Genomic DNA, 12205 nt, shown 5'->3' with positions numbered 1-12205 from the left:
AATAAACAGTAAGGTGACGATAGAGTCTTTTAATAATTTTTAAAGCAGAATATGGCGTCCCTACGGGGATTCGAACCCCGGTTACCGCCGTGAAAGGGCGATGTCCTAGGCCTCTAGACGATAGGGACTTGATGAGGCAAACACAAAGGAGCGTGGTGGAGTCAAGCGGGATCGAACCGCTGACCTCTACAATGCCATTGTAGCGCTCTACCAACTGAGCTATGACCCCAGTTTGTGTGAGCGCAATCTTAGGGTGAATGCGCTCACACGTCAACAAAAAAATGAATTAAACTTCGCTAGTTGCGTCATTTTTCGGCAATTTTAAGCTCTCATTGAGTTTTTCCCAATTTTTAACTTCTTTCTTGCTTGGTCCGCCTACAATTTCTAGGGCATGACGTAAACGAGCGAAAGTTAAATCAGGCCCAAGCGTAACCATTGATTGCATCACTGGTGTTGAACTCGTTGAACCGGCAATTGCGATAAAGAACGCTGGCATGAAATCACGTAGTTTAATGCCCATCTGATTCGCAAGATCTATTAGGGTTTGGCTAACGGTGTCATTATTCCAAGTAAACTGACCTTCAAGACGCCAAATTGCAAATTGTAAACTTTGACGAACTTGCTCTTGAGTCAATTTTTTACTTTCAAACATTTCAGCAGTAATTTGTGGCATATGGTTAAAATAGAAACCAGCCCAATTCACAGCTTCTGAAAGTAAATTAATACGTGGTTGAATAGCGGCAGCAATGTCTTCTAAAGTGCTGCGGTCACTTTTCCATGTTAATAAACGGTCTAATAATTGGCCAGGTGTTAAACCTTTGATCCATTGACCATTTAACCAGTTCAATTTTTCAACGTCAAAAATTGGTCCGCCTAGTGATACACGTTGAATGTCAAAGTTATCCATCATGTCTTGTAATGTGAAAACTTCTCTTTCATCTGGCATTGACCAACCCATACGGCCTAAATAGTTGAGTAAGGCTTCTGGTAATACACCGATATCGCGGTAGTAGTTAATTGATGTTGGATTTTTACGTTTAGATAGTTTTGATTTATCTGGGTTACGTAACAGTGGCATGTGGCAAAGAGTTGGCATTTCCCAACCAAAATATTGGTAAAGCAACTGATGCTTTGGTGCAGAAGGAAGCCATTCTTCACCACGCAATACATGAGTGATTTCCATTAAATGGTCATCAACAACGTTAGCTAAGTGGTAAGTTGGTAAACCATCTGTTTTAAGAAGGACTTGCATATCGACTTGAGCCCAAGGAATTTCAACCTCACCACGTAGCAAGTCATTAAATTTACAAACACCTTCTTCAGGCACTTTCATACGAATGACATGAGGTTCACCCGCTTCAAGACGTCGAGTCACTTCTTCTTGAGAAAGTTTTAAACCGCGGCCGTCATATTTTGGTGTTTCGCCACGTGCTTGTTGTTCAGCACGCATTTGGTCAAGTTCTTCTGCTGTTGCGAAACAGTAAAAAGCATGACCTTTTTCAACAAGTTCTAATGCGTATTGCTTATAAATTCCCATACGTTCAGATTGGCGATATGGTGCATGTGGGCCACCTACATCTGGACCTTCAGACCAATTCAAACCTAACCAACGTAATGAATCCAAAATCATTTTTTCAGACTCTGGTGTAGAACGAAGTTGGTCTGTATCTTCAATCCTTAAAATAAATTCTCCGCCATGTTGTTTCGCAAAACACATGTTAAATAAAGCAATGTAGGCTGTGCCAACATGAGGAAAACCGGTAGGGGAAGGGGCAATACGAGTACGAACTTTCATAGATAAAGGGTCAAAATAAAAATTGAAACTATTATAACGAAAAAGCCCAGTATTCTGACGTTTTATTTAACGTCAGGCTGGGCTAAAACTGAAACGAAGAGGGGGTGTTTCAGATTTTAAGAAGCATGGGGCTGAAAGATTGCCTGAACAAAACGTGAAAAACGTTCGTGTTGTGCAGCAAGAAAATTTTGAGTTGGTGTAACGCGAATCGTATTTAGAACTTTAAGCTCATCATTTGTAGAAGGTAACACAATAGGGTTACGTTTCTGCTGATCTAAAGCTTTTTCAATAAGCGAAGTCTGTTTCTCTGAACCAGTTTTGCTTGGAGTATCTTTAAGTACTGCTGCTGCAGAAAACTGTGATGCCAAACTCAGCACCAAACTTAAGCTTAAAGCTTTTCCATAATGAATTTTCATTGTTAATCATCCCCTCTGTTCATTACATTTCATCTATTTTTTGAGTTTAACAAAATGTAAAATTACGGTAATGCTACGATTTAAACATAAATATTAATAAAAAAGTGGAACTGTGTCACACTTTTTACAAAATTTACCTATATTTTAAACTGGTCGACTCAAATGTAGACCCTATGTATCCTTTACGCTTCATTATTTAACAAATTAATGTGTAGATAAAGTGAAGGTCTAAAATAAGTTGTAAGAATAATTACAAAATTTTTCAAAAATGAAATAACTTAGACATTCTAAGCTATATATCTAAAAAAGATTAATAAAAAAGATATAAATATAAGTAATTGATTGTAAAAAATAAAATTAAAAATATAGTTAAACTAAAACGAATGATGGATTTTGTAAATGAAAAAAATATCAATAATAGCTGTCGCTTTATATGTGGGAATAGCGACAACAGCGGCTCAAGCAGCGACCTCTTTTTTAAATGTTTCTTATGATCCGACTCGAGAGTTCTATCAAGAATATAACCAAGCATTTGGTAAATTTTGGAAACAGCGAACAGGGCAAGACGTTGAATTCAAACAGTCACATGGTGGATCTGGCAAACAAGCCCGCGCGGTAGCCACAGGACTTGAAGCTGATGTAGTAACGTTAGCATTAGCGAATGATATTGATGAGATTGTGAAAGCTGGGTTTATTCAGCCGAACTGGCAAAAAGAATTCCCAAATAATTCTGCCCCCTATACGTCAACTGTCGTGTTTCTAGTACGAAAAGGTAACCCGAAAAATATACGCGACTGGAATGATTTAACAAAACCAGGTGTGGAAATTATCACCCCTAACCCTAAAACAGGTGGTGCACCGCGTTGGATTTATCTCTCTGCGTGGGGATATGCTTTAAAACAGCCGGGTGGAAATGATGCTAAGGCTCGAGAGTTGGTGAAAAAGCTTTATCACAATGTGAAAGTTCTAGATTCGGGAGCCCGTGGTTCACTTACGACATTTGCCGAACGTGGCATTGGTGATGTTTTGTTGTCTTGGGAAAATGAAGCTTTGTTGGCGACGAAAGGACCTGATAAGGATAAATATCAAATTGTTTATCCATCAATTTCAATTTTGGCTGAACCATCTGTCGCGATTGTAGATAAAACCGTAGATAAAGATGGAAACCGGACCTTGGCAAAAGGTTATCTGAACTTTTTATATTCACCTTTAGGTCAAGAATTAGCTGCTAAACATTATTTCCGACCGCGTAATGCTCAAGTGGCTGCGAAATATGCAGCGCAATTTCCAAAAATTAAATTATTTACCATTAATGATGTGTTCGGTGGCTGGGCTAAAGCTCAGAAAACTCACTTTGCAAACGGTGCTATTTTTGATCAAATTTATGATGGCAAGCAGTAAATAAAATGATCTAAAAACAATAGTCCAAAAAGAAAACTTAGAAGTTAAATATTCATAAAGAAAGCAAGCAAACTTAAAAAAGTAAGCTTGCTTTCTTTTTTTGCTTAAAAAATGCTAACAAAACGGTTTTATCTATGAAAAATTAATATTTTCCTACAAAAAGCCGTTTGGCGTTGGTCATAAACAAGGTGATAATGTGCAGTTACATTTTTACGCAATGATTTAACACCTATGTCGCATATTTCTGTCTTACTTTTTGAGACCGTTGAGAGCTTATTGGCAGATCGCACAACAGGGGTGTATATCGATGCAACCTTCGGACGAGGTGGGCATACACGTTTATTGCTCTCGAAACTTGATGAAAATGCACGAGTATATGCATTTGATAAAGACCCTCAAGCTTTGGAAGTTGCAGCTGCTTTGGCGCAAGAAGACCCGAGATTTACCATTATTCATGCCAGTTTTGCTGATATTAAAGAAAAAATGCAGGAAATTGGTGTGATGAGTGTTGATGGCATTATGGCTGACTTAGGGGTGTCATCCCCTCAACTCGACCAAGCTGAACGTGGTTTCAGTTTTATGCAGGATGGTCCTCTAGACATGCGAATGGATAATTCTAAGGGATTAACCGCAGCTGAGTGGTTACTTGAAATTGAAGAAGAACAATTAGCAAATATTATTTATCAATATGGCGAAGAACGTTATAGTCGACGTATTGCAAAAGCGATTAAACAAGCTGGAAAACTAGACACGACAGCCCAATTGGCAGAACTTGTTAAAACAGCTCATCCAAAGTGGGAAAAACATAAGCATCCAGCAACACGCACATTTCAGGCAATTCGTATTGCTATTAATAAAGAACTAGATGATATTGAAGTATTTTTACCACAAGCTGTAGACTTACTAAAACCAAAAGGGCGTTTGTCTGTGATTAGCTTTCATTCTCTTGAAGATCGTTTAATCAAACAATTTATTCAAAAAGAATCGACTTTGGCAGAAGATATTGGCTGGGGAATGCCTCAGCAACAGGTAGATACAAGAAAGTTAAAGAAAATTTCACGGGTTCGTGCGAGTGAAGAAGAAGTAAAAGCGAACCCACGTTCACGTAGTGCATGGCTTCGGGTTGCTGAACGCTTGGAACAAAAAGGCGCGTAATGAAAAGCAGTGATGAAATTGAAATCACCGAAAATAAAGTGGTGAAAAAAGTTGTGGCATACACCGTATTAGTGGCGCTTGTTTTTATCAGTGCCATGATGGTGGTATTTCAAGTATTTGAATATCGTCATGATTATAGAGAGCTCAGCTCTTATATGCGTGAACGTGATGATCTCAATGCTGAATGGGGGCGTTTGCTTATTGAGCAACAAACCTTCGGTGCAACAGCACAGATTGGTACGCGTGCTGTAACCCAACTACGCATGTTTTCGCCACCTGCTGCAGAAACGGTGGTAATTTCTTTACCGATGACCTCAGAGCAAAATAAGTAAGGCCTTGCTGTATGGTAGATAAGCGAACAAAGCAAACACGGAAAAAACAGCAGTCTATTTCGGAAAAACCAACTCTTGCCTTCGATATGTGGCGGTTTTATCTGCTCTGGGCAACAGTACTGCTCTGTTTTGTTGTATTAATTGCACGTGCATTTTATGTACAAGTGATTAATAAAGACTTTTTACAAAACAAGGCCAATGCCAATATTTTGCGTACGGAACGTATTGAGGCAATGCGTGGGGTTATTAGCGACCGTCATGGTGTGCCTTTGGCCATTAGTACGCCTATTATGAAAATTGTCATTGATCCACGTGATTACTTTGATACCAAGCATTTATATGACGAAATTACAGCGGAATTAAAAAAAGATCCAAATAATCGTAAGTTAAAACGACAATTACCAGATAAAAACCTAAACCTTGATGAGTTAGCGGATGTGGTTGGTTTAGACCGTGCAGATCTAAAAAAACAGATGAATGCGCGTCCACGTTCTCGTTATTTGGTTTTGAAAAAAGAAGTGCCGCCACAGCAGGCAGATCTCATTACAAAGGGTAACTTCCAAGGCGTTTATGCTGAGAAAACATATAAACGTTATTATCCTCAACCGCAGCCAAATGCTCAGATTATTGGTTTAACCAATAGTGAAGGCCAAGGGATTGAAGGCTTGGAAATGCAGTTGAATAAACAACTGTCTGGGGTAGATGGCGAACAAAAAATTATTCGTGATAAACGTGGTAACCGCTTAAAAGTTTCTGAGGTTATTCGTGAAGGTGAGCCAGGCGAAAACATCACTTTAAGTATCGACTCTCGTTTGCAATATATTATGTACCGTGAGTTGACTGCTGCTGGTGTTGCAAATAACGCCCGTTCGGCGACAGCAATTGCTGTAGATGTTAAAACAGGCGAAATTCTGGCTATGACCAGTTGGCCATCTTATAACCCGAATGATAAAAACGGTTTATCTAATAAAGATGCCATGCGTAACCGCGGTGCGATTGATATGTTCGAGCCGGGTTCTACTATGAAGCCTTTTACAGTTTCTGCTGCACTCGAAACTGGACAATACACCCCAAATACGATTGTCAACACTTCGCCAGGTTCAATGCGTTTAGGCTGGCATACCATTCGTGATACGCATAACTATGGTGCTTTGACTGTTAGTGGCGTAATTATTAAGTCATCAAACGTGGGTTCGGCAAAAATTGCGTTGTCACTTCCTAAGGAAACATTACCAAGCTTCTTTAACCGTGCTGGCTTTGGTAAGCGTTCTGCTGTGAAGTTCCCTGGTGAAAGCTCTGGTTTAGTACTTCCTGTAAGCAAGTTAAACTCTTCCCAAATTGGTACCATGGCTTACGGTTATGGTCTAAATGCAACTATTCTTCAGTTGGCGCAAGGCTATGCAATGCTTGCAAACCATGGGGTAAAAATGCCTCTAAGCTTGCATAAGCTCGATCAAGCACCTAAAGGTGAGCAAGTTCTTGCTCCAAAAATTGCTGATCAGGTTTTACTTATGCTTGAGCAGGTGACGATGCCAGGCGGTACTGCAAAGCAAGCTAATATTCCGGGTTATCGCGTTGGTGGTAAAACAGGTACGGCTCATAAACTTCGTGCAGACCGTAAAGGTTATTCAAATAATGAATACCGTGCTTTATTTGCAGGTGTAGCTCCGATTAGTGATCCTCGTTTAGCGGTTATTGTAGTTGTTGAAAATCCACAAGGCCGTTATTACGGTGGTTTGGTTGCGGCCCCTGTTTTTGCACGTATTATGCAAGAATCATTGCGCTTAATGAATGTGCCGCTTGATAAGCCCCTTGATACTCCAGAAAATCCTATTCGCAGGTAAGCTATGTCTGTTTCTTTCCAAGAAATTAATCCAGTCGAGATCGATGCACAGTGGTCTAAACAGCCTTTTCAAGGCTTTAGTGTAGACAGTCGTAAGGTTGCGTCAGGCCAGATCTTTATCGCTTTGACCAGTTATAGCCAACCTGAAAAAACACGCGCTTTTGCTGAGTCAGCTTTAGCTAATGGTGCACTTGCCATTATTAGCGAGACTGAGTTGGGCGTAGCAAATGAGTGGGTGTGTTCTGATGTGCGTCAACGTATGGGTGAATGGCAAGAACGTTATTTACAGCGTATAGATCCCGTAGTACCAGTGCGTATTATTGCAGTGACCGGTACAAATGGTAAAACCACAATTTCGCGTCTAGTGGCTGAATTAATTAGCTCGCAACAACAGCGCTGTGCTGTGATGGGCACTACAGGCAATGGTATTTTGCCAGACTTAACACCATCAACTCACACTACGCTTGATGCTTTACAATTGCAAAATGCATTGCATGATTATGCAAAACAAGGTGCGACTTTTGCTTCTTTAGAGGCAAGTTCACATGGTTTGGAACAAGGTCGTTTAAATGGTTGTGCAATTGAGATTGCCGTTTATAGCAATTTGAGTCGTGACCATCTGGATTACCACGGCACTTTAGAGGCTTATGCAGAAGCGAAGGCTCTTTTATTCCGTTTTAGCTCTTTAAAAGTAGCCGTTATTAATTTAGATGATGAGCATGCAGCTCTCATGATTAATGCAGCAAAGCAAAATCCTGCTCAACCGAAAATTTTAACGTATTCACTTACTCAAAATACTGCTGATTATTATATTACTGACCTGAGTTACAGTTTAGCGGGGGCGACATTTAATTTAGTGAGCCCGCAAGGTTCTTTTGCTGTGCAAAGTCCATTGTTAGGGCATTTTAATGTCGAAAACTTGGTTGCAGCTCTTATTGCTACTGAGCAAGCAGGTTTTGATTTAAAAGCGCTAGTAGCTTTCGTTCCTGAGCTGATTGGTGCTCCAGGTCGAATGCAAGTTATTCGTGATGGTGAGCGTTTATTTGTTGTTGATTATGCGCATACACCAGATGCATTAATTCAAGTGCTTAAAACATTAAAACGTCATGTTTCGAATCAACTTTGGGCTGTATTTGGGTGTGGCGGGGACCGTGATCGCGGTAAGCGCCCATTAATGACTCAAGCAGCTTTAAACGGCGCAAATCCAGTTATTTTGACGTCGGATAACCCAAGAACAGAAGACCCTGAACAAATTTTTGCTGACATGAAGCAAGGAATCGATTTTTCAGGGCACCGTATGCATGAAATTCATGACCGCCGTGAAGCAATTAAATTTGTTGCACAGCAGGCTCAGGCTGGTGATATTGTTGTGATTGCCGGTAAAGGACATGAAAATTATCAAGAAATTAATGGCGTACGTCACTGGTTTGATGATGTTGTTGAAGTGCGTTCTGCGATTGATGCACAACATCACACTGTAGACGCTGCTTACCCTGCACAATAGGACAAATTATGCATACTTCAACCACCAGTACCGTGCCTTTGGAACCGTGGACAGCTCAACAATTACAACAGGCAACACAGGGCTACTGGCATAAAGATCAAATCCCTCAAACTGAAATTAAACGTATTTTGACGGACTCGCGTCATGCGGAAACTGGGGATGCCTTTTTAGCACTAAAAGGTGAGCGTTTCGATGCGCATGATTTCGTTGCGCAAGTTGCTGCAAATGGTTGTCAAATAGCTATTGTTGAACGTCCGCTAGATGTAGATATTGCACAACTCGTTGTTGCTGACACCCGATTGGCTTTAGGGCAACTCGGCGCTTATCGCCGTGAGCAAAACTCACAATTAAAGGTGATTGCCTTAACGGGAAGTAGTGGTAAAACTACAACCAAAGAAATGCTGGGAAGTATATTGTCGCGCTTAGCGCCGACACTAATCACCCGAGGGAATTTAAATAATGACCTTGGTGTACCAATGATGTTGCTAGAGCTTCGCAAGGAACATCAATATGCGGTGATGGAGTTGGGTGCAAGCCATCAAGGCGAGATTGATTACACATCAAAACTCGTTCAGCCTCATGTTGCGGGCATATTAAATATTGGTACAGCTCATTTAGGCGAATTTGGTGGCCGTGAAGGTATTTGCCGCGCAAAATCAGAAATTTATCGTCATATTTTACCAAATGGTGTTGCAATTGTGCCGCAACAAGATGACTTCACTGCCGAAATTCTTGATGCTGCGAAAGCTCATCGTATTTCTACATTTGGTGTAGGAGGCGATGTCTATGCAACAGATGTGGAGTTATTGCCTCAATCAACGAATTTTATCCTTCATACACCACAAGGTAGTAGTGGAGTTAAGCTTCCTTTTGCGGGTGAGCATAATGTTCAAAATGCGACCGCAGCTGTAGCTTTTGCTTTAGCAATTGGTATTGGACTAGAAGATATTGTCCAAGGTTTAGAGCAAGCTCAAGGAGCGAAAGGTCGTCTTAACTTTATTCAAAAGTCACCTTACTTATTTATTGATGATACCTACAATGCCAATCCGACTTCTATGCGCGCTGCTGCACAAGTGTTGTTGCAGCAACAAGGCGTAAAAGTAATGGTCATGGGGGATATTGGTGAGTTAGGTGATAGCAGTTGGCAAGAGCATCATGATTTAGGCCGTGATCTTGCCGAACTTTCTTTAGATCATATTATTGCAGTTGGACAGTTCGCTCCAGCTGCTCTCGAGGGTGCAGACTCTCATTCTAATAAAGTGAAAGCATTTCAGACACAAGCTGAGGCGCTTCCATTTTTAATCAATCTAATCCAAACACATCAACCCCAGTCCATGAGTTTCCTGTTTAAAGGTTCTCGCTTTACTCATATGGAAACGTTGATGGCTGATTTGATGGAGAAACTTTAAATGCTGTTATGGTTGTTTGAACAACTTGCGGGCTATCACAGCTCGTTTCAGGTCGTTCGTTATTTAACATTACGTTCTTTACTCAGTGTATTAACTTCACTGACCATTGGTCTGGTCCTTGGACCGATCATGATTCGTAAATTACAAGCGTTAAAATACGGTCAGGCAGTAAGTTCGTTTGCTCCTGAAAATCATGCTAAAAAAATGGGTACACCAACGATGGGCGGAATTTTAATTCTGCTTTCAATTGGTATTAGTACTTTACTATGGGCTGATTTATCTAACCCTTATGTCTGGATTGTGCTTGGTGTAATGGTTGTATTCGGTGCTGTAGGCTGGGCAGATGACTGGATTAAAATTCGCTATAAAGACAATGCAGGTTTACCTGCACGTAAGAAGTTTTTCTGGACTTCTGTTGCATCGCTGGGTGCTGGTATTGCGTTATATTTAATCGCAACTCAACAGTCCAATGCAGAACATACCGCCAATATGCTGGATTTATTGATTCCATTCTTTAAGAATCTTTCAATTCCACTCTCAATTGTTCCTTTAGGTTTGGCATTTATTGTATTTACCTATCTGGTGATTAATGGTGCTTCTAACGCTGTTAACTTAACAGATGGTTTAGATGGCTTGGCAATCATGCCAGTTGTTATGGTGGCTACAGGTTTAGGCGTATTTGCTTACTTGTCTGGTGACATCCGTTTCGCTAACTATTTACATATTCCATATGTGAAATATACCTCTGAACTCGTAGTAATCTGTTCTGCTATGATTGGTGCAGGTTTGGCATTCCTTTGGTATAACGCGCATCCTGCTCAAGTATTTATGGGTGATGTCGGTGCTTTAGCTTTAGGTGCGATGCTTGGAACAATTGCAGTTATGGTTCGTCAAGAAATCGTATTTGCAATTATGGGTGGTGTATTTGTAATGGAGGCAGTATCTGTATTCTTACAAATCGGCTCCTTGCGTATGCGTAATAAACGTGTGTTCTTAATGGCACCGCTACATCATCACTATGAAAAGCAGGGCTGGAAAGAAACGCAAGTTGTAATCCGTTTTTGGATTATTACAATTATATTAGTAGTTTTAGGTCTAATGACTTTAAAATTGCGATAGATCTTATTTTAGTGTCAATATAAAGCCAGTTCTACTGGCTTTTTTTATTGGAGAGGTGAATGACAAAAGTTGCTGGTCTAGACCAATTATCTGTGATTAATCAAAAAGTAGTTGGAGAGGGCGAAGTATTACCTCAAGTTGTACTTAAAGATGGAAGTCAGGTGCAAACAGGAACTGTAGCGACAATGTTGCACAATATTGAATTATATAATGCTGGGCAAAGAGGACAAATTGAGGAAGAGCTAAAGATCGCAATTCCAACTTTAGTCAAGGTAGGTCTGTTTGATTTGTTTCAGGTCGATGAATGGATTAATGGAACAAATGCAGGCCGTACCTTTATTGGGCTGCACGCAAAAGCTTATTTACAACAGAAAGAACAAGAGAATAATTAAAAGTGGCTAAGCAAATTTTAATGTGCCCTGTGTGCCGTCAGCCCCTAAATTTAACTGAACGAACTTGGCGATGTGAGCAAGGACATAGTTATGATGTAGCTAAACAAGGCTATGTCAATTTACATGTGGTGCAACATAAACATAGTAAAAACCCAGGGGATACGCCCGAGTCAGTCGATGCGCGACGAGCTTTTTTACAAAGTGGTTACTATCAACCATTACAGCAGGCAGTAGTCGATTTATTAAAGCAACTAGATGTAAAAGCAATACTCGATATCGGATGTGGTGAGGGCTACTATACAAGTGCTATGCAGCAAGTTGTTGAACAGTGTGTTGGTGTTGATATTGCAAAAAACGCGGTACAACGTGCGGCAAAGCTCAACACTGAAGTAACTTGGGTGGTGGGAACAGGAGCAACTTTACCTGTATTGGATAGGAGTATGGATGCTTGCACCAGTTTATTTAGCCCAATTCCGCAAGCAGAAATTGCGCGTGTCTTAAAAGATGAGGGTCATTTAATTGTTGTTACGCCTGCTTCTGAACATTTGTATGCCATGCGTGAGGCTTTATTTGAGCAAGTTAATCCTCACACACCAGAAAAGTTTGTAGAGCAACTACAAGATTTGTTTGAATTAAAGCAAGAGCAAATTATTGATGCGCCTTTTGTGCTTGATAAACAGGCTCTAAAAAATCTGATTGCTATGACACCTTATGCTTATAAAGCCTCTCCTGAGCGCCGTTCGCAGTTAGAGCAGCAGTCACAATTAGAAATAACTGCATCTTTTCAAATTTATGTCTTTCAGAAGCGCAATAAAAAAGCCATCTAACGATGGCTTTTT

Annotated in this window: 11 protein-coding genes and 2 tRNA genes; 9 read left to right on the top strand and 4 right to left on the bottom strand. The window is 40.4% G+C overall.

From position 1 onward, the window contains the following. Nucleotides 1-52: 52 nt before the first annotated feature. The 4 genes from AW165_RS03830 to AW165_RS03815 form a co-directional block, all read right to left on the bottom strand. Nucleotides 53-128: transfer RNA gene (locus AW165_RS03830), tRNA-Glu, on the bottom strand. 25 nt (nucleotides 129-153) lie between these two features. Next, nucleotides 154-229: transfer RNA gene (locus AW165_RS03825), tRNA-Ala, on the bottom strand. A 57-nt stretch (nucleotides 230-286) separates the two neighbouring features. Further along, entirely contained in the window at nucleotides 287-1795 is a 1509-nt protein-coding gene (gene gltX / locus AW165_RS03820; protein WP_060465001.1) for a glutamate--tRNA ligase, read from the bottom strand. Nucleotides 1796-1911: 116 nt separating this feature from the next. Further along, nucleotides 1912-2211, bottom strand: a complete 300-nt coding sequence (locus tag AW165_RS03815) for a hypothetical protein (protein ID WP_002116889.1) — start codon at nucleotides 2209-2211, stop codon at nucleotides 1912-1914. 399 nt (nucleotides 2212-2610) lie between these two features. On the opposite strand from AW165_RS03815, the gene AW165_RS03810 reads away from it, so the two are divergent. The 9 genes from AW165_RS03810 to AW165_RS03770 all read left to right on the top strand — a co-directional run bounded on the left by AW165_RS03810 (nucleotide 2611) and on the right by AW165_RS03770 (nucleotide 12193). Further along, a complete protein-coding gene (locus AW165_RS03810) occupies nucleotides 2611-3612 on the top strand; it encodes a sulfate ABC transporter substrate-binding protein (RefSeq protein ID WP_032004899.1) in 1002 nt (333 codons plus the stop codon). A 231-nt stretch (nucleotides 3613-3843) separates the two neighbouring features. Beyond that, a complete protein-coding gene (rsmH, locus tag AW165_RS03805; RefSeq protein ID WP_060465000.1) occupies nucleotides 3844-4767 on the top strand; it encodes a 16S rRNA (cytosine(1402)-N(4))-methyltransferase RsmH in 924 nt (307 codons plus the stop codon). Continuing rightward, complete coding sequence (gene ftsL / locus AW165_RS03800; RefSeq protein ID WP_060464999.1) at nucleotides 4767-5099, top strand: cell division protein FtsL; 333 nt, start codon at nucleotides 4767-4769, stop codon at nucleotides 5097-5099. Before rsmH ends, ftsL begins: the two co-directional genes overlap by 1 nt. An 11-nt stretch (nucleotides 5100-5110) precedes the next feature. After that, entirely contained in the window at nucleotides 5111-6943 is a 1833-nt protein-coding gene (ftsI, locus tag AW165_RS03795; protein WP_002117016.1) for a penicillin-binding protein PBP3, read from the top strand. Nucleotides 6944-6946: 3 nt separating this feature from the next. Beyond that, a complete protein-coding gene (locus AW165_RS03790) occupies nucleotides 6947-8446 on the top strand; it encodes a UDP-N-acetylmuramoyl-L-alanyl-D-glutamate--2,6-diaminopimelate ligase (protein WP_060464998.1) in 1500 nt (499 codons plus the stop codon). An 8-nt stretch (nucleotides 8447-8454) separates the two neighbouring features. Further along, on the top strand, nucleotides 8455-9855 hold the full coding sequence (locus tag AW165_RS03785; protein WP_060464997.1) for a UDP-N-acetylmuramoyl-tripeptide--D-alanyl-D-alanine ligase: 1401 nt from the start codon (nucleotides 8455-8457) through the stop codon (nucleotides 9853-9855). Further along, nucleotides 9856-10974: a phospho-N-acetylmuramoyl-pentapeptide-transferase gene (gene mraY, locus AW165_RS03780; RefSeq protein WP_002116751.1), complete on the top strand. Its 1119-nt coding sequence runs from the start codon at nucleotides 9856-9858 to the stop codon at nucleotides 10972-10974. It abuts the gene before it with no gap. Between the two features lie 59 nt (nucleotides 10975-11033). Next, nucleotides 11034-11366 (top strand): hypothetical protein, encoded by a 333-nt coding sequence (locus AW165_RS03775; protein WP_060464996.1) that lies wholly within the window; start codon nucleotides 11034-11036, stop codon nucleotides 11364-11366. 2 nt (nucleotides 11367-11368) lie between these two features. After that, nucleotides 11369-12193 (top strand): putative RNA methyltransferase, encoded by an 825-nt coding sequence (locus AW165_RS03770; RefSeq protein WP_081410530.1) that lies wholly within the window; start codon nucleotides 11369-11371, stop codon nucleotides 12191-12193. The last annotated feature ends 12 nt before the right edge of the window (nucleotides 12194-12205 follow it).

It is taken from the genome of Acinetobacter sp. LMB-5 (assembly GCF_001541635.1).
Lineage (GTDB): Bacteria > Pseudomonadota > Gammaproteobacteria > Pseudomonadales > Moraxellaceae > Acinetobacter > Acinetobacter pittii.
This window is presented reverse-complemented; position numbering and strand designations above follow the sequence as displayed.